The following is a 17,814-nucleotide window of genomic DNA, read 5'->3' as shown; positions in this document are numbered from 1 at the left end:
GGGAGGAAGCAGTGAAGCGTATCGCATGGGGCGCCGCGATTGCGGTGACCATAATGGCGGGGAGCCCCGCCCTCGCGCAGGAGAAGCCCGGCTTCAAGGACACGCCGATGCTGCCCGGCGGCAAGTGGCACGTCCACGACGCGGACCGGCCGTATCCGACGGTGGTCACGCCGGGTGCGGTGCCGGGCGCGCCGCCTTCGGACGCGGTGGTGCTGTTCGACGGCAAGTCGCTCGACGCGTGGCAGCCCCAGACGACGCCCTGGACGGTCAAGGACGGTGCCGCCACTTCGGTGCCGCGCGCAGGCGGCGGCGGCGAGAATGCGCTGATCAGCAAGGCGAGCTTCGGCGACGTCCAGCTCCATCTCGAATTCCGCTCACCCAATCCGCCGACCAAGAGCTCGCAGGATCGCGGCAATAGCGGCATCTGGTTCATGCAGCGCTACGAGATCCAGATCCTCGACGGCTATCAGAACCCCACTTATGCCGACGGCACCGTCGGGGCGATCTATGGCTGGAAGCCGCCGCTGGTGAACGCGTCGCGCAAGCCTGGCGAATGGCAGAGCTACGACGTGGTCTTCGAGCGCCCGCATTTCGGCGCCGACGGCAAATTGCTGCGCCCGGCCTATATCACCGCGTTCCTGAACGGCGTGCTGGTGCAGAACCGGCAGCCCTGGCTGGGGGGTACGATCTGGCGCAAGGTCGGCACGTACGAAGCGCATGCCGATGCCGCGCCGATCCAGCTCCAGGACCATAATTCACCGGTTTCGTTCCGTAACATCTGGGTACGCCCGCTGCCCGAAGCGGCGGCGAGCTACGACTTTGAGGGTATCGTGAAATGATTATCGACCGCAGAGACGCGCTGGCCGGAATGGTCGCGATGTTCGGTGCCAGCCTCTTCGCGCCGATCGCGCGCGCCGCGGCGGCGCAGATGACACCGATCAGCGACGGGCCGCCGAGCAGCCCGGTGTTCACCGCGCAGCAGCGGGCGCTGATGACCGCGCTCAGCGAGCGGGTGATGCCGACCACCGACACGCCCGGGGCGATCACCGCCGGCGTGCCCGCCTTCATCGAGAAATTGCTCGCCGACTGGGCCGCGCCCGGCGATCGCAAGCCGATCGTCGACGGCCTCGACGCGATCGAGACGCGCAGCCAGGCCGATTACAAGGTCGCGGCCGACAAGGCGACGCCCGCGCAGCAGGATGCGCTGCTGACGCTGGCGATGGAAGACAAGATTCCCGGCGGCAAGGACTTCTTCGAGAAGTTCCGCCAGCTCGTCATCACCGGCTATTTCACTTCGGAAGTCGGCATCACCCAGGAGCGCGAATATCTGCCCGTTCCCGGGCGGTATGACGGCGCCTATCCCTATTCGAAGGTCAACAAGGTGTTTTCGTCATGATGATCAGCCGACGGCAATGGATGGCGGGCGGTGCCGCGCTCGCGACTACGCTCGCGGCCGGTCCGCTGGTGGCGAAGGGCCTCAAGCCCAAGCCGATCGGGATCCAGCTCTACACCGTGCGCGAACTCTTCTCGAAGGACCCGATGGGCACGCTCGAGACGGTGGCGAAGATCGGCTATCGCGAAGTCGAATATGGCGGCGGCGGCTATGACAAGATGGATCATGCCGCGCTCCGCAAGACGATGGATCGGCTCGGGCTCAAATCGCCCTCGCTCCACATCGGCTACGACGCGCTGAGCGGCGATTTCGCCGGCGCAGTGAAGATGGCGAAGACGCTGGGCGCCGATACGGTGATCCTGCCGTACATGACCGCCGAGCAGCGCAATGCCGAGAGCTGGAAGGCGGCGGTCGCCAATTTCAGCCGCTGGGCCGAACAGCTCAAGAAGTCCGGGCTCGACTTCGCCTATCACAACCATGATTTCGAGTTCACGACCAAGCCCGACGGCCGCAGCCTGTACGACACGCTGCTCGCCGACACCGATCCGGCCCTGGTCAAGCTCGAGCTCGACCTGTTCTGGGCAGTCGCCGCGGGCGAGGATCCCAAGGCGATCATCAAGCGGAACCCCGGACGGATCTATGCCTATCATGTCAAGGATCGCACCGCCGACGGCAAGATGACCAGCGTCGGCAAGGGCGTGATCGATTTCGCCGATATCTTCACGCTCAACGGCACGGCCGGCGTGAAGCATTTCTACGTCGAGAACGATCAGTCGCCCGCGCCGTATCTTCCCGACATCCAGACCAGCTTCGCGACGCTCAGCCGTCTGCGCGCGTAACCCAGTATTCGAGGATCACAAGCATGGCTGACAAGTTCGATGCGATCGTCATCGGCTCCGGAGTGAGCGGCGGATGGGCGGCGAAGGAATTGACCGAAAAGGGCCTCAAGGTCCTGATGCTCGACCGCGGCATCATGGTCGAGCATGGCGAGGATTACGATTTCGACGGCAAGCCCGCTTATGAGATCCCGGCGCGCGACATGATGCCCAAGGCGCTGCTCGACAGCGATTATTTCATCGCCAAATACGGCTATGTCTCGCCCGGCAACCGGAAGTTCTACAACAACGACCGGCTCAACCCCTACGCCTATGGCGAGGGCGAGAAATTCTACTGGATCCGCCCCGGCGCGGTCGGCGGCAAGTCGCTGATCTGGGGGCGCTGGAGCTTCCGCTGGAGCCCTGAGGATTTCGAGGCCAACAAGCGCGAGAATGTCGGGATCGACTGGCCGATCCGCTATGACGACCTCGCGCCGTGGTACGATTATGTCGAGAAGTATATCGGCGTGTCGGGCTCGCGCGAGAATCTGCCCCAGCTGCCCGACAGCGCCTTCCAGCCGCCGATGCAGATGAACATCGCCGAAAAATGGGTGAAGGAGCGGCTCGAGGCGACTTCGCCCGGCCGCAAGCTGATCAACACCCGCCTGTCCAACATGACCGAGGACAAGGAGGCGCAGGGCCGCACCAAATGCCAGTTCCGCAATCAGTGCGGCCGCGGCTGCTCGTTCGGCGCCTATTTCTCGACCCAGGCGGTCACCCTTCCCGCCGCCCGCGCCACCGGCCGGCTGACGCTGCGCCCCGACGCGGTCGTCTCCAACCTCGAATATGATCCGAAGACGAAGAAGGTCACGGGCGTCCGCGTGGTCGATGCCAAGACCAAGCAGGCCGAAGTGATCCCCGCCCGTCTCGTCTTCCTCTGCGCATCGGCGATGGCGTCGACCCAGATCCTGATGAACTCGCGGATCCCGGGCACCGGCAAGAGCCATTTCGACAATAGCGGCACGCTGGGCCGCTACGTGATGGACCACATCTTCCGCGTCGGCATTTCGGGCGATATCCCGGGCATGACCGAATATATCGAATATGGCCGTCGCCCGGGCGGCGTCTATATCCCGCGCTTCCGCAATGTCGGCGGCGAGGAAGGTATCGGGTTCCGCCGCGGCTATGGCTATCAGGGCGGCGCGCGACGCGATCCGGCCTATCCGCAGGGCTTCGGCGCATCGATGAAGCAGGGCATGCGCCAATATGGCGGGTGGAAGTTCGGCATGGGCGCGTTCGGCGAGTGCCTGCCGTACGAGGACAATCGCGTCAGCCTGCACGCCGACAAGGTCGATCGCTTCGGCATTCCGCTGATGCGCTTCGACGTCACCTTCCGCGACAACGAGATCAAGATGATGGACGATGCGCGGACCGAGGGCGAGAAGATGCTCAGGGCCGCCGGTCTGCTCAACGTGACGAGCGGCCGCAGCGAGCACGTCCCCGGCGATGCCATCCACGAAATGGGCGGCGCGCGCATGGCGGCGGATCCGCGGCAATCGGTGCTCAACAAATGGAGCCAGGCGCACGATGCGGCCAATCTGTTCGTCACCGACGGTGCGCAGATGGCGTCGATCTCGTGCGTGAACCCCTCGCTGACCTTCATGGCGCTCACCGCGCGCGCCACCGATTATGCAGTCAAGCAGCTGAAGGCCGGCGCGATCTAGGGTCAGGACTCATATTCAGAATCCGTCATCCCCGCGAAAGCGGGGATGACGTAAGGGGTTCGCGATGGACGAAGTGCAGCCGTTATGAATCAACAGCTTGTATAGGTTCTCAACCTAGGTCGGCGATCGCCCCCGTCCGCGACGGAGGCGATTGCCGCTCGCTCAGGCTACCGCGCGTCGCATATCGGCGAGCTCGGCGATGAAGCGGCGCATCCACCACGTCACGTCCTCGCGCTCGACATTCGCCATCAACGGCAACCATCGGGCAATCCGCTCCTCACGCGGCATCGCCAGGGCCGCTGCTATCGCATCGGCGACGTCTTCGGCGCTGTAGGGATTTACGAGCAGCGCCTCGCGAAGCTGCTCCGCCGCGCCCGCGAAGCGCGAAAGGATCAGCACGCCCGGATCGTCGGGGTCCTGCGCCGCGACATATTCCTTGGCGACGAGGTTCATCCCGTCGCGCAGCGGCGTCACCAGGCCTATGCGCGCGGCGCGGTACATCGCCGCCAGCTCGTCGCGCGGATATCCCTGGTTGACGTAGCGGATGGGCACCCATTCGGCGCTGGCATAGGCGCCGTTGATGCGGCCCGACACCGCTTCGAGCGAGGCGCGGATCTCCTGATAGCTGTTGACCTCGACGCGTGACGGCGGGGCGATCTGGAGCAGGAACACCTGTTCGTGCTTCTCGGGATGCGCGGCGAGGAAGCGCTCATATGCAAGGAAACGCTCCTCGAGCCCCTTCGAATAATCGAGCCGGTCGACTCCGATCAGCATCGCCCGCCCGTTGGCGCTTTCCAGCATCGCCTCGTGCGCGGCGCGCGCGGCGGGATCGTCGGCAGCGCGGCGAAAGCCGGCGGCGTCGATCCCGATCGGGCAGGTGATCAGCTTCACCACGCGGCCGGCGACGTGGATGATGCCGTCCGATCCGACGAACATGCCTAGTTCGCCCTGGACATAATCGACGAACGCATCGAGCGAGTCCGCGGTCTGGAAACCGATCACGTCATAGGCGAACAGCGACTTGACCAATGCCGCGTGGCTCGGAAGCGTCAGCAGCAGCCGGCGCGGCGGCCACGGAATGTGCAGGAAAAAGCCCATCCGGTTGCGGCACTCGCGCCGCCGGAGCGCCAGCCCCAACGGAATCAGATGATAATCATGCACCCAGATCAGGTCGTCCGGCTCGATCAGCGGGCGCAGCGTATCGGCGAACCGCGAATTCACCCGGGCATAGCCGCCGGCGAAGCTGCGCTCGTATTCCGCCAGATCGATGCGGTAATGGAAGAGCGGCCACAAGGTCCGGTTGGCATAGCCGTTATAATATTCGTCGGTATCCTGCGGCTCTAGGTCGATCGTCGCCGTCGCGACGCCGTCGTTGCGCTGATAGTCGATCTCGCCGGTGAAACGCTCGACCTCTTCGCCCGACCAGCCGAACCAGATGCCGTCGCTCTCGCGCAACGCCGAGGCGAGCGCCACCGCGAGCCCGCCCTGATTGGCATTGCCGCCGGTCGGCGGCGAGACACGATTGGAAACCACGATCAGGCGGCTCATCGGATTGAGCTCCACGGCCTGCTCAGCAGCACCGCGCAATTGATCATGCCGACCAGCGAATAGGTCTGCGGATAATTGCCCCACAGCTCGCCGGTCAGCGGATCGATGTCTTCGGACAGCAATCCTGCCGCGGTCCGGCGGGAGAGCATCTCCTCGAACAGCGCCCGCGCGTCCGCGATCCGGCCGGTCGCGTGCAACGCCTCGATCAGCCAGAAGGTGCAGACGTTGAATGCAGTCTCGGGCAGCCCGAAATCGTCCTCGGTCGCATAACGCAGCATGTGGCTGCCGCGCCGCAGCCCTTCCTCGACGGCGAGCAATGTGCCGCGGAAGCGCGGATCGTCGGGCGGCAGGAAACGAAGATCGAGCAGCTGGATCAGGCTGGCATCGAGATCGTCGCCGCCGAAGGTCGCCGAGAGCCGCGAGGTTCCCTCGCGCCATGCAGACTGCTCGATCCGGACGCGGATACGGTCGGCGCGGTCCTGCCAGAAGGCGGCGCGTTCGGCGAGGCCGAGCTTCGCCGCGGCATTGGCCAGCCGATCGCATGCCGCCCAGCACATCGCGACCGAATAGGTATGGACGTTGCTCTTGGTGCGCAGCTCCCACAATCCCGCATCGGGCTTGTCGTGCACTTCCCAGGCACGTTCGCCGATCGTTTCCAGCGCTTCGAAATCGGAAACGCCGCCCATCCGGAACAGCCGCTGATCGAAAAAGCTCTGCGTGTTCGACAGCACGATCTGGCCATAGGCATCGTGCTGGACCTGCTCATAGGCCTGGTTGCCGACGCGCACCGGCCCCATGCCGCGATAGCCGGTGAGGCCGGGTGCCTCCCGCTCCTCCAGCCGCGCCTCGCCGCCGACGCCGTACAGCGGCTGGATGTGCCCGCCTCTCGCATTGTCGACGATGTTGCGCAGATATTCGAGATAGGTTTCCAGCACATCGAGCGCGCCCAGCCGGTTTAGCGCCTGAACCGTGTAATAAGCGTCGCGGATCCAGCAGTAGCGATAGTCCCAATTGCGTTGCGAGCCGGCATGTTCGGGGATCGAGGTGGTGAGCGCCGCGACGATCGCTCCGGTCTCCTCGTGCTGGCACAATTTGAGGGTGATCGCGCTGCGGATCACCGCTTCCTGCCATTCCAACGGCGTGGCGAGCCCCCGCACCCATTCGCGCCATTCCTGCGCGGTGCGGTCGAACATCGTCTCCAGCGCGACGCGAATATCATCAGCGAAGCTCTCGTCCGGGCCGAGGAAGAAGTGGAGCGAGCGCTCGACGCGGAACAGCCGCTCGTCCTCGATCCAGCCGATCGGCGCGGTGGTGCTGAGCCGCAGCACGGTATCGGCGAGCAGATAGCGGATATGGTTCGATCCGCGCGTCGTCGCCGCATCGCTCGCCCCCCAGTCGCGCGCCGGACGCAGACGGACGCGGATCCGCGGCGAGCCGATCACGGGGCGGACGATGCGCGCGAACGCGACCGGCCGGTACATGCGACCGCTGCGCCGGAAGCGCGGACAAAAGTCGATCACTTCGATCGCATTGCCGTCGCGATCGGTATGGCGCGTCACCAGGATCGGCGTGTTGTCCAGATAATGCTGCGTGGTGTCGACGCAGTCCTCGAGGTCGATTTCCCAGAAGCCGCGCGCGCCCTCCGCCGCGCGCGGCGCCGCATCGAGCAACGAGGAGAATGCAGGATCGCCGTCGACCCGGGGCACGCAGCCCCAGACGAAGCGTCCGTTGCGGTCGACGAGCGCGGAGACCTGGCAATTGCCGATCGGCCAGAGGTCGAGCGTCGCGGTCATGCTGCCGCCCGCTCCAGCCAGGCACGCACCGCCGCCGGACTCTCCAGCAGATACTGCGCCCCGGTCTCTCCGGGCTTGCCGACGAAGATGCCTGCGCCGCCCAGCTCGGCAACCGCCTCGAAGCCGTTCTCGTCGGTACGGTCGTCGCCGATGAAGATGGGCGTGGTGCCCTTCATCGGCGCGAGCCGCATCATGCGCCGCACCGCCACGCCCTTGTCGCCGCCTGGTACACGCAGCTCGATCATCATCTTGCCTTCCTGCAATTCGAGTTCGAGGTCGCGCGCGACGTGCCACGCCAGCGCGACGGCCTCTTTCTCGATTTCCGGGCAGAGGCGGTAATGCAGCGCCACGCCGTAGCTCTTCTCCTCGAGCACCGCGCCGGCAAAGCGATCGGCGAACGGGCGCATGCGTTCAGCTGCCTGATCGAGCGTCGGCGGACGGTGCGGCTGGGCGGAGATGCCCTGCCAGCGATGCTCGCAGCCATGGCTTCCCGACAATGCGACTTCCTGTGCGACCGGGCCCAGTATCGCGTCGAGCTGGGCGATCGAACGGCCGCTGATCACGGCCATCCGTCCACCGAGTCGAAGGTTGAGCCGGGCGAGCAGCGCGCGCAGTTCCGCGTCGGCGATCACCTCATCGGGGCGATCCGCCAGATCGACCAACGTGCCGTCGAAATCGAGGAAGAGACTCGCATTCGTCAGCAACGATGCGGGAGGTGGGGACAGCATGTTGGTCCGGCCGATCGAGATGTCCGCGCCCTTTCAAAGCAACAAGGCGCAGCGCGAGTGCCGCCCGCGCGCCCTTTCAGGGAACGGGCGGGATGCGATCGGGTTCCGCTGGTCCTGCACGGACGGGGAAGACGCCGCTGTGCCGCCGGAGCCGTTAGAGCGCGCCGATATGCCGTTGTTCCCCAAGGTCCGATCGCGTAGCGGTGAAGCGGATGGAGCAATTGTCAACGAATTCAGACCAGTTGGCGGGTATGCGCCACATTGCCGGTGGCGTTTTTGCCATGGGGTCGGAGCGCTTCTATTCCGAGGAGAGCCCCGTCCGGCGCGTACGCGTCGGGGGTTTCTGGATCGACGAAACGCCGGTCACCAATCGCCAGTTCGCCGCTTTCGTCGATGCGACGGGATATCGCACCGTTGCCGAGGTCGTCCCCGACCCGCGCGATTATCCGGGCCTGACCGCGGAAACCGCACGCGCGGGTTCGCTGGTCTTCGAACGAACTCCCGAGCCGGTCGCACTCGACGACTACAGCCAGTGGTGGGCATTCGTGCCCGGTGCCGAGTGGCGGCATCCCACCGGTCCGGACAGCACGGTCGAGACCCTGCTCGACCATCCCGTGGTCCACATCGCTTATGCCGACGCGGAGGCCTATGCCGCCTGGGCGGGCAAGATGCTGCCGACCGAAGCCGAATGGGAGTTCGCGGCGCGCGGCGGCCTCGAAGCCGCCGATTATGCCTGGGGAGACGAACTGGCGCCGAGCGGCGCGATCCTCGCCAATTACTGGCAGGGCCTGTTCCCCTTCGCCAACCAACGCGCCGATGGCGGGTACCGGACCACGCCGGTGACCTCCTACCCCGCAAATGGCCACGGCCTGTACGACATGATCGGCAATGTCTGGGAATGGACGCGCGACTGGTATTCGGTTCCGAAAGTCGCACGGCCGGGCAAGGACAAGAGCCCGTGCTGCGCGATACCCGATCCGCGCGGCGGCAATCGGAAGAACAGCGTGGATCCCTCAGGCCCGCCGATCGGGCGCAAGGTGCTGAAGGGCGGATCGCATCTCTGCGCGGCAAGCTATTGCCAGCGCTATCGGCCAGCGGCGCGCCACGCGCAGGCGATCGAGAGCGCGACCAGCCATATCGGGTTCCGCTGCATCATCCGCGGCTGACTGCGTCGCGCCTTACTCGCGCGCGGTGCCGATCCGCGGAACGCCGATCGACGCCGGATCGCCGATGTCGATCGGCACCAGACCGAACTTCATCCGCCACGGCGCGGTCGGATCGTTGCCGAACATCGTGTACCAGTAACGGCCCTGCTTGTCCGCGAACGCCGTGCCGTGCCCGCCATGCGGCGCCCCCATGCGGCGCTGGCTATAGGGGCCGAACAGCGATTTCGAGGTGCCGTACATCATGTCGTAGGTACCGTGCGTGCGCAGCGGACCGTGCCATTCGGCGCCGGTGAGGAAATAGACGCCGTTCACCTTGATCAAGCCATTGCCTTCATAACCGACATGATCGCCGTCGACGTCGACCAGCTGGCGCACCGACCCTTCGAAGCCGTTCCGCGCGGCATTGAGCCTGCCGATGCTGCCGCCGCCCCACAGGAAATAGAGCCCGTCATCGTCCTCGAACGGGAAGCCGTCGATCCCCTTCACCAGATAGCTCTTCGTCACATTGGCGTAGGGACCCTCGGCCTGGCCGCTGGTCGAGCGATAGAGCCAGGTCTTCCCGCCGACGCTACGCTCCATCACCGAGAAAGCGAGATAATAGGTCCTGTCGCGCGCGACCCATTTGATCTCGGGCGCCCAGAGCTCGGCGATGTTCTTGCCGAAATCATAGCCCATGCCTTCCCAGCGCCAGATGAAGCCGACTTCGTCCCACTTCTTCAGGTCGGCCGAGCGCCACAATTTCACGCCGCCGTCGGGCTTGTGATAGCCATAACCGTCGAGCGTTCCGACGAGGTAGTAAAACCCGTCGCCGCCTAGGGTGACCGAGGGATCGCGCATCGTCTCGCTGGTGATCAGCGGCTTCCGTGCCGCGACGGCGCTGTCCTCGGTGATCACCGACGCCGCTTGGCGCAGCCGGCCGTCGGGCGCGCGCTCGAGCGGGACGAGACCGACCTGCTCGCAAAACAAGGCGAAGCCGTCGTCGCATTTCGGATTATATGCCGCCGCTAGGCCGCCCTCGATCCGCACGATCGATCCGCGGCCCGCATGCGGCACCGCCAGCATCCGCATGCCGAAGGGGCCGTACGGCGTTGGCCCTTCGGCCATGAACAGGTCCTCGGTCGCGGTGCGCATTCGGCCGGTCACTTCGCTGGCAGCGAGCACATAGCGGTCACCGTCGCGGAACATGGTCGCGCCGGAGCGCCCGATGCGCGTGCGCACCGGCCAGTCCTTGCCGACGGGCGGGTGCCTGGCGAACAGCGCCTGGTCGGGCTTGAGGAAACGCGGCGCCTCGGCGAGTTGGGCAAAGCCCGGCTGGAGCTTCGCGATATTGCCGCCGCCCCAGAGCAGATAGCCGGTGCCATCCCGGTCGACGAACAGCGACACGTCCGACGCGTCCTCGACGAGGCACGGAGACGCCGCGAAGCTGCCGCCGGGGTTTGCCGCCAAGCCCGTGGCGACGCGTGCGCAGCCGGTCTTGTCGGAAAAGGCGAGATGGAGCCTCTCGCCCGCCACCGTCACCGACGGCGCGAGATAGCGTTCCGATACGTCGTCCAGCACGATCCCGTTGCCGGAAACCTTCGCCGGCCCCCAGCCCTTCCACGTCTTGCCGTCCTTCGACGTCCACAATTCTATACCGTGACGCACGCCGCTGCGCAGCGTGGTGCCGGTGAGGATCCAGCCCCCGTCAGCCGTGCGCGCGACCGAGGCGTCACCGATCGCCCGCTCCGAAAAGAACGGCGCGACCGGCTTCGCGTCCGGCGCCGGCATCACCACCGCATTGCGGTCCATCGAGGGGTGGTCGGCGAAGATATCGTCGGCCACCGCCTTTTTGAGATCCTGCGCCAGCACCGGCGGCGCCACGCAAAGCGCCGACAGCAGACAAAGGGTCAGCATTCGAGGGCGCATGCGCATCACTTCTTCTGCAGTGCCTTGAAGTCGTCGATCCAGGCATAGTTGAACGCCGCGCTGCCGTCCGGATTGGGTTTCACCGATCGCGCCGCGACCACGCTGTTGATCAACCACGGCACCTTTTTCGGGCCCCATTGTGCCGACATCGAGCTGCCCTGCTTGAACCCATAGGTCGCGACCGCGAGCCGGCCGGTGTCGCGGAACAGCTTCATCTGATTGGCAAGATAATGCTTGCGCGTCTCGAACCACGGGCTGGCCGCCAGAAACGCATCCCATTGCTCCTTGGGAAACGGGTTCTTCAACGCCGCCTGGATCACCTGCCAGTTCTGCGTGCCCGTGGGGAAGCCATATTTCGCGACGAACGCGGCAGGCGCCGGCTTTTCCATATTGGCCTGCCACCACCAGACCAGCGAGAATTCGGTGACGATGAACTTCTGGTCCGCTCGCAACCGCGGCAGGACATAATCGAGGAACGGCTTCGACTCCCCGATCGCGCGGATGTGCGGGTGGATGTTGACGCCATCAAGCTCGGGCGTCGCCTTGACGAAGGACAGCCAGCGTTCGGTCGCGGGGGTGCGCCAGGCCGGGCGCTCCATGTGATTGAGCGCGCCCATGTAGAGATGCGTCTTGCAGCCGGTGGCGCAATGCTGCGCGCGATACGCGATCACGCGCTTCGCCAGCCGCTCGTAGAATTCGTTGAAATTGTCGTTCCAGTCCTGCTGGCGGCTCTCGATGAAAGGCTCGTTGCCGACGACGAGGATGTCGACCTTGCCCATCACCAGAGGCAGCACCGCATCGGTACGGGCAAGCTGCTTCTCGAATTCGGGGCTGCCCACCTTGGGAAAGGCGACGCGGTTATAGGGATATTTGAGCGTCAGGATCGTCTTGTAGCCGCGACCCGCGGCATCGAGGATCGCCTTGACCGCGCCATGCTCGGCGGGAGGGCGGCGATCGAGCTGCGGCATCGGGAGGAACAGCCGAACCCAGCTGGCATCGGCCTTTTCGAGATCGCGATAATCCACGTCTTCGAAATGCTCGTTATAATTGGCGCCGAGCGCGCCCTGCGCCAGCGCGGGGGGGCACACAAAGAGCAGTGCCGCGCTCAGTCCGAGAAGCTTCCGCGTCATTCTATCCTCCGGTTTCAGGGACGGCTGCGGCCGTCGCGTTCGATCTTGTCGAGCAGTGCAGCAAGGGTTCGCGCACGATCGGGCAGCCTGGCCGCCAGATCGTTTCGCTCGCCCGGATCCTGCGCAAGATTGTAGAGCTGGTCGCCTGGGCTGGTGCCGATGGCGTTACCGTGAAATGCATGCGGCGCGACGCTGCCGCGTATCAGCTTCCAATTGCCAGCGCGCAGCGCGAGGATCCGCTCGCCGCTGCTCGCCACCTTTGTTCCGGTAGTGATCATGAGCTTGGTATCCTCGACGACGTGGTCGCGCCCGCGATCGGTCTGTCCCAGCAGTGGCGCGAGCATGTCGAAACTGTCCACCGCCGCGTCGCGCGGTAGATCCTGTCCGACCAGCGCGGCGAGCGAGGCGAAGAGATCGACATGGTCGACGAGCGCGTGCGACACATGGCCCGCGCGCACCTCGCCGGGCCAACAGGTGATCATCGGCACGCGCGTGCCGCCTTCGTAGATCGCATATTTGCCGCTGCGATACGGGCCCGCCGGGCGGTGGCCGCCGGCCAGCTCGACCGCGCGATCCTCGTAACCGTCGAACAGGATCGGACCATTGTCACTGCTGAACACGATCAAGGTGTCGTCCGCGATCCCGGACTGTTCGAGCTGGCGCATCAATTCGCCCACCGTCCAGTCGAGTTGGAGGATCGCATCGCCGCGCGATCCCAGCCCGGATTTGCCGACGAAGCGCGGGTGCGGCGCGCGCGGCACGTGCGGTTCGTTGACGGCATAATAGAGGAAGAACGGCCCGTCTTTGCGTGCCGTGACGAACTCGAGCGCCTTGCCCAGCAGGACGTCGCTTAGCGCTTCGTCCTTCCAGCGCGCGGCGCGGCCGCCGGTCATGTATCCGATCCGGCCGATGCCGTTGACGATCGTGTTCGAATGCTCGGGATCGCCGCGGAACGCGAGCTGGTCCGGATTTTCCGCGCCGGTCGGCTCCTCGCCGATTTTGTCATGATAATCGACTGCGATCGGATCGGCGGGATCGAGGTTCACCACGCGCCGGTTCTCGATCAGCACCGTCGGCACGCGATCCAGCGTCGCAGGCATGAAGAAGCCATAGTCGAAGCCGATGTCGAGCGGCCCCGGGGCGATCTCGCCGTTCCAGTCGACCTTGCCGTCGCCGAGCCCGAGATGCCATTTGCCGACCAGCCCGGTCGCATAACCGGCCTTTTTGAGCATCGCGGGGAGCGTGAATCGACCCGGACGGATGAGCGCGGGCGCGTCCCCGGGCAGGATCTGGATGCCCGATGCGCGCCACGCATAGTCCCCGGTGAGCAACGCATATCGCGACGGCGTGCAGGTGGCCGAAGGTGAATGCGCGTTCTCGAAGCGTGTGCCGCGCGCCGCGAGCCTGTCGAGATTGGGCGTGCGGAGCGCAGTGGCGCCGTAGCAGCTCAAATCGCCATAGCCGAGATCGTCTGCGTAGAGGATCACGATGTTCGGTTTGCGCGGCGCGGGCAGCGCACGCAACGCGGCCGGCGCGATCAGCGCGGCTGCACCCGCAAGCAGAACACCGCGGCGACTTGTCGCAGCCTTCACCCCCCTCTCCTCCGTTTATTGATTGTCACGCCGCCCAACGGCAGCGAAGCGCCCTCTTGTAAACACCGATTAATATGATAATTGAAGCACGTCAATTATCATAACATAAGGGGGAGGAAATCCGTGTTCGACCGAAACTTCTATTCGCTGCTGGCGACCACATCCGCGCTGACGCTGATGATGGCGCCGACAAGCGCCGCGGCGCAGGCGGGACCGCAATTGAGTTCCGCCGAAGAGCCGGGCGTGGTCAACGCCGATTTGGGCGAACAGGAATCCGACGAGATCGTCGTCACCGCGATCCGCCGCAGTCTCGAGACCGCGCAGGCGATCAAGCAGAATTCCGACGAGATCGTCGATTCGATCGTCGCGGAAGATATCGGCAAGCTGCCCGACGTCACCGCGTCGGAATCGCTCGCCCGCATCACCGGCGTCCAGGTCTCCCGCAACGCCGGCGTCGCACAGGGGGTGACCGTTCGCGGGCTGGGGGACCTCAGCACCACCTATAACGGCCGCGAAGTGTTCACCGCCGAAGGGCGCTACGTCCAGCTTCAGGATTTCCCGTCGAACGGCATCGCCCGGCTCGACGTCTACAAGTCGGCGAGCGCCAATCTGCTCGAGCCCGGCCTTGCCGGATTGATCGACGTGCGCTCGCGCAAGCCGCTCGACTTCAAGGGCAGCCGCGTCGCGGGCGCCCTTGTCGGGCTGCACTGGTATCAGTCGCAGCGGCTCGGCTTCGAGGCGAACCTGCTCGCCAGCACGCGCTGGAACACCGGAATCGGCGAGATGGGTTTCCTGATCGAGGGCTCATATGCCGACACCAAGTTCACCGATTCGTCGCGCAACGTCAGCCAGTCGATCCTCAACCGCACGACGGTGCCCGGCCATGTCGGGACGGCGCTGCGCTATCCCTCGTTCGTCAACACCGACTATAATAGCGGCACGCGCTTCCGCCCCAATGCAGCGGCGTCGTTCCAGTGGCGGCCGAGCTCGACGCTGGAAATCTATCTCGACGGGCTGTTCCAGGGCTATCGCGGCAAGAACGAGCCGCGCAATTTCCAGGTCAATTCGGGCGATCTCGCCACGCTGACCAATGTCCAGCTGTTCGAGGGCACCAACCTGATCCGCAGCATGGACGCCGCCGCGGGCGGGCTTCCCACCGGCGTCCAACAGGTCAACGATCAGTGGACCGACACCTATCAGGCGGGCGGCGGTTTCATCTGGAACAGCGGCAATCTGAAGGTCACCGGCGACGCTGCGTTCACCGATTCGACCTTCACCAACCACAATTACATCTTCAACTACCAGCTGACCGCGGCCCCCGCCCGCCATTTCGAGTTCGACACCCCGCAGGGCGTCGGCGGCGGCACGGTGACGCTGCTGAACAATTTCGATCTGTTCAATCCGGGGCTGTATCGCTGGACCAATATCGTCGAGGCCGGCAATCGCGGCCATGGCCGTAGCGTCCAGGGCCGGCTCGACATGGACTACAAGCTCGACGCGTTCGGGATCACCAATCTCCAGGCAGGCATTCGCTACAGCACGCGCGACGCGGACAATTATGTCTATAACCGCACCGACACCGCGCCGGCCGGGCGGCTCTTCACGTTGCTGCCGCTCGACTATGAGACTGCGGATCGGGGCTTTCGCAATGATGACGCAAGTTCGCTGGTCACCTGGTTGAGCCCGACACGCGACAGCCTCGTCGCAAATATCGACGCATTGCGTACCGCCACCGGCCAGCCGACCGGGCGCCCCTCCTGGGGCATCCCCGTCTATACCGGCAACGAGAAGACCTGGTCGGGCTATGTCCAGGCGAAATATGAGTTCGACATCGGCGTGCCGGTCGATAGCCTGATCGGGCTGCGCGCGACGCGGACCGAAGACACGATCAACGGCTTCGCACGCACCACCACGTCGAGTGGCACCACCGTCACGCCGATCACCCGCGTGAACAACTATAACGACTTCCTGCCCAACATCAGCGCGCGGATCCGCTTCCTGCCCGAGCTGCAGATGCGCTTCGCCTTCACCAAGACGCGCACACGGCCGGGCTTCGGCCAGCTCAACCCGTCGCTCACGATCGGCGCGGCCCCGCCGATCTGTACGGTCGACCCGACGAACCCCGACAGCGGCCCGAACAGCCCGGATTGCATCCGCACCGCTTCGGGCGGCAATCCGGACCTGAAGCCGATCGAGTCGAACAACTATGACGCGTCGCTGGAATATTATTTCAGCAAGAGCGGCTCGATCACCCTGGGCATCTTCCGCAAAGATCTGAACGGCTTCATCAACAACTTCACCACCGACATCGCGGACGCCGAATTCGGCCGCCTGCGGATCAACCGTCCGGAAAACGGCGGCAAGGGCCGGATCAACGGCATCGAAGCCGGCGCGCGCACCTTCCTCCGCGCGCCCTGGCTTCCGGACTGGATGAGCAATTTCGGCGCGCTGGTGAACTACACCTATCTCGATCACGGAACCGAGCTGGCCCCGAGCCTTGCAGCAACGCTTCCCGGCATGCAGCGGATCGCAGGCATCTCCGATCACATCTTCAATGTCTCGGGCTTCTACGAGAACAAGTCGTTCTCGGCGCGCCTCTCGTACAATTACCGGTCGGACTTCGTTTCCGGCTACGGCCAGGTCGCCGATCCGGCACTGGGCGCGGGCGTGCTCGGCCCGACGCTCCCGATCACCGAGGATGGCCGCGGCACGATGGATTTCGCCGCCACGCTGTCACCGATCGAGAACATCACGCTCTCGTTCAACGCCACCAATTTGCTGGGCGCCGCCGCGACCAACGCGCGCGTGTTCAATGCGGCGGGCCAGAGCTATCGCTGGCAGACGCGGTTCCTCGAAAGCGTCTATCGTCTGGGCATCCGCTTCCGGTTCTGACGCCGGCAGTCGGGAAGGAAGTGGAGGCGTGTCGTCCGACGGGCGGCACGCTTTTGCTTATTCCCTCGCTTTGCCGCTCAACGGGCGGGGACCCGTCTTCCTCGTCAGCGGGTTTAGGGACGGCCTTGGGGGACACAACTATGTGCCGCCCCCGCCGCGGCGTGTTCATCCTCGGCTTTTTCCGCTAGCACCGGAGACGCGTCCGGATGCCGGCGCCAATAGGGAAAAACAAGGCGATGGCGACGATGCCGAAAGAGGACCTGGATAATGGCAGCCAGTTCGGTCGGACGCTGACCCTGAATCTGGTCGACAGTGTCGGCAGCGCGATCGTGCGCGGCGAATATGCGGGCCGGTCCTTCCCGACCGAGGCGGACCTGAGCAAAGAACACGGCATCAGCCGCTCGGTAACCCGCGAGGCGATCAAGATGATCACCGCGAAGGGGCTACTCGGCGCGCGGCCGAAGATCGGGACGTTCATCCAGCCCGAAGAGAGCTGGAACCTGTTCGACATCGATGTGCTGCGCTGGCTGATGGAGCAGAAGCTCTCCAGTGCATTGCTCCGGCAGTTCAACGAGCTGCGCCTCACCGTCGAGCCGCAGGCGGCGGCATGGGCCGCACGGCGCGCGACTCCGGCGCAAGTCACTGCGATCCTGTCGGGGCTGACCCGGATGCGCGAGGCGGCCGAAGGGAATGGGGATCCACTCGCCGCGGACATCGACTTCCATGTCGCGGTCCTGCGCGCCTCGGGCAATCCGTTCCTGTCGCAATTCCGCGATATCGTGACGACGGCGCTGCGCACCTCGATCCGGATCACCAACCGCCAGGCCGGCGGCAAGGCCTGCATCGACGATCACGCGGCCGTCTACAATGCGATCGCTGCGGGCAAACCCGAGGCGGCAAGCGCAGCCATGGCGAAACTCATCGAGGATGTGCTGGACTATATCGATCGGTCGCCCAGGGACTGATCAGGGGGCGGGCCTGCCCGCGATCGGCTCGAACACCAGTTCCAGCAATGCCGTCATTTCGTGCCACGACTGTTCGGGTCCACGCATCTCTGTCGCGCGGACCACGGCCCGATAACGCTCGATCACGCCCATCGGTCGACACCACGCCGCGGCACGGCTCAGG

Annotated in this window: 14 protein-coding genes; 7 read left to right on the top strand and 7 right to left on the bottom strand. The window is 65.2% G+C overall.

The features are described 5' to 3' along the window. Positions 1–11 precede the first annotated feature (11 nt). The 4 genes from ASE13_RS18650 to ASE13_RS18635 are packed head-to-tail and all read left to right on the top strand — an operon-like array spanning position 12 to position 3,932. Positions 12–839: a DUF1080 domain-containing protein gene (locus ASE13_RS18650; RefSeq protein WP_235537053.1), complete on the top strand. Its 828-nt coding sequence runs from the start codon at positions 12–14 to the stop codon at positions 837–839. After that, entirely contained in the window at positions 839–1,396 is a 558-nt protein-coding gene (locus ASE13_RS18645; protein ID WP_056620182.1) for a gluconate 2-dehydrogenase subunit 3 family protein, read from the top strand. Before ASE13_RS18650 ends, ASE13_RS18645 begins: the two co-directional genes overlap by 1 nt. Beyond that, positions 1,393–2,232 (top strand): sugar phosphate isomerase/epimerase family protein, encoded by an 840-nt coding sequence (locus ASE13_RS18640; RefSeq protein ID WP_056619846.1) that lies wholly within the window; start codon positions 1,393–1,395, stop codon positions 2,230–2,232. The genes ASE13_RS18645 and ASE13_RS18640 overlap by 4 nt, the downstream gene beginning before the upstream one ends. Before the next feature lie 23 nt (positions 2,233–2,255). Beyond that, positions 2,256–3,932 (top strand): GMC family oxidoreductase, encoded by a 1,677-nt coding sequence (locus ASE13_RS18635; RefSeq protein WP_056619842.1) that lies wholly within the window; start codon positions 2,256–2,258, stop codon positions 3,930–3,932. 162 nt (positions 3,933–4,094) lie between these two features. Here the strand turns inward: ASE13_RS18635 and ASE13_RS18630 are convergent, their stop codons facing one another. Genes ASE13_RS18630 through otsB form a run of 3 tightly spaced genes read right to left on the bottom strand, consistent with a single transcriptional unit; the run spans position 4,095 to position 8,001 of the window. After that, on the bottom strand, positions 4,095–5,480 hold the full coding sequence (locus ASE13_RS18630) for an alpha,alpha-trehalose-phosphate synthase (UDP-forming) (protein WP_056620179.1): 1,386 nt from the start codon (positions 5,478–5,480) through the stop codon (positions 4,095–4,097). Then, positions 5,477–7,273 (bottom strand): glycoside hydrolase family 15 protein, encoded by a 1,797-nt coding sequence (locus ASE13_RS18625; protein ID WP_056619834.1) that lies wholly within the window; start codon positions 7,271–7,273, stop codon positions 5,477–5,479. Before ASE13_RS18625 ends, ASE13_RS18630 begins: the two co-directional genes overlap by 4 nt. Beyond that, positions 7,270–8,001 carry a trehalose-phosphatase gene (gene otsB / locus ASE13_RS18620; RefSeq protein WP_056619831.1) on the bottom strand — a complete coding sequence of 244 codons (732 nt, stop codon included), beginning with the start codon at positions 7,999–8,001 and terminating at the stop codon, positions 7,270–7,272. The genes ASE13_RS18625 and otsB overlap by 4 nt, the downstream gene beginning before the upstream one ends. A gap of 251 nt (positions 8,002–8,252) precedes the next feature. On the opposite strand from otsB, the gene ASE13_RS18615 reads away from it, so the two are divergent. Continuing rightward, positions 8,253–9,167: a formylglycine-generating enzyme family protein gene (locus tag ASE13_RS18615; protein ID WP_056619828.1), complete on the top strand. Its 915-nt coding sequence runs from the start codon at positions 8,253–8,255 to the stop codon at positions 9,165–9,167. Positions 9,168–9,179: 12 nt separating this feature from the next. On the opposite strand, the gene ASE13_RS18610 is transcribed toward ASE13_RS18615, so the two are convergent. From ASE13_RS18610 to ASE13_RS18600, 3 genes are read right to left on the bottom strand one after another with little or no spacing between them, the layout of a single operon-like run. Then, the gene (locus ASE13_RS18610) at positions 9,180–11,060 is read right to left on the bottom strand and encodes a family 43 glycosylhydrolase (protein WP_235537052.1); all 1,881 of its coding nucleotides are present in this window, start codon (positions 11,058–11,060) and stop codon (positions 9,180–9,182) included. Positions 11,061–11,077: 17 nt separating this feature from the next. Further along, entirely contained in the window at positions 11,078–12,202 is a 1,125-nt protein-coding gene (locus tag ASE13_RS18605; protein WP_082597047.1) for a hypothetical protein, read from the bottom strand. 14 nt (positions 12,203–12,216) lie between these two features. Further along, positions 12,217–13,794 carry a sulfatase family protein gene (locus ASE13_RS18600; protein WP_082597045.1) on the bottom strand — a complete coding sequence of 526 codons (1,578 nt, stop codon included), beginning with the start codon at positions 13,792–13,794 and terminating at the stop codon, positions 12,217–12,219. A gap of 123 nt (positions 13,795–13,917) precedes the next feature. Here ASE13_RS18600 and ASE13_RS18595 point away from each other — a divergent pair, with 123 nt between their 5' ends. After that, on the top strand, positions 13,918–16,686 hold the full coding sequence (locus ASE13_RS18595) for a TonB-dependent receptor (protein ID WP_056619821.1): 2,769 nt from the start codon (positions 13,918–13,920) through the stop codon (positions 16,684–16,686). 245 nt (positions 16,687–16,931) lie between these two features. Continuing rightward, positions 16,932–17,651, top strand: a complete 720-nt coding sequence (locus ASE13_RS18590; protein ID WP_235537051.1) for a FadR/GntR family transcriptional regulator — start codon at positions 16,932–16,934, stop codon at positions 17,649–17,651. On the opposite strand, the gene ASE13_RS20380 is transcribed toward ASE13_RS18590, so the two are convergent. After that, complete coding sequence (locus ASE13_RS20380; RefSeq protein ID WP_268801312.1) at positions 17,652–17,783, bottom strand: hypothetical protein; 132 nt, start codon at positions 17,781–17,783, stop codon at positions 17,652–17,654. Positions 17,784–17,814 lie beyond the last annotated feature (31 nt).

It is taken from the genome of Sphingomonas sp. Root241 (assembly GCF_001428865.1).
Taxonomy (GTDB): domain Bacteria; phylum Pseudomonadota; class Alphaproteobacteria; order Sphingomonadales; family Sphingomonadaceae; genus Sphingomonas.
Note: the sequence above shows the minus strand (reverse complement) of the source record. Positions and strands in the feature narration are given on the sequence as shown.

Bases quoted from the DNA above. Each gene is read 5' to 3' on its own strand.
- ASE13_RS18640 (WP_056619846.1), top strand. From the start codon at position 1,393: ATGATGATCAGCCGACGGCAATGGATGGCGGGCGGTGCCGCGCTCGCG.
- ASE13_RS18635 (WP_056619842.1), top strand. From the start codon at position 2,256: ATGGCTGACAAGTTCGATGCGATCGTCATCGGCTCCGGAGTGAGCGGC.
- ASE13_RS18630 (WP_056620179.1), bottom strand. From the start codon at position 5,480: ATGAGCCGCCTGATCGTGGTTTCCAATCGTGTCTCGCCGCCGACCGGC.
- ASE13_RS18625 (WP_056619834.1), bottom strand. From the start codon at position 7,273: ATGACCGCGACGCTCGACCTCTGGCCGATCGGCAATTGCCAGGTCTCC.
- otsB (WP_056619831.1), bottom strand. From the start codon at position 8,001: ATGCTGTCCCCACCTCCCGCATCGTTGCTGACGAATGCGAGTCTCTTC.
- ASE13_RS18615 (WP_056619828.1), top strand. From the start codon at position 8,253: ATGCGCCACATTGCCGGTGGCGTTTTTGCCATGGGGTCGGAGCGCTTC.
- ASE13_RS18610 (WP_235537052.1), bottom strand. From the start codon at position 11,060: ATGCTGACCCTTTGTCTGCTGTCGGCGCTTTGCGTGGCGCCGCCGGTG.
- ASE13_RS18605 (WP_082597047.1), bottom strand. From the start codon at position 12,202: ATGACGCGGAAGCTTCTCGGACTGAGCGCGGCACTGCTCTTTGTGTGC.
- ASE13_RS18590 (WP_235537051.1), top strand. From the start codon at position 16,932: ATGCCGAAAGAGGACCTGGATAATGGCAGCCAGTTCGGTCGGACGCTG.
- ASE13_RS20380 (WP_268801312.1), bottom strand. From the start codon at position 17,783: ATGGGCGTGATCGAGCGTTATCGGGCCGTGGTCCGCGCGACAGAGATG.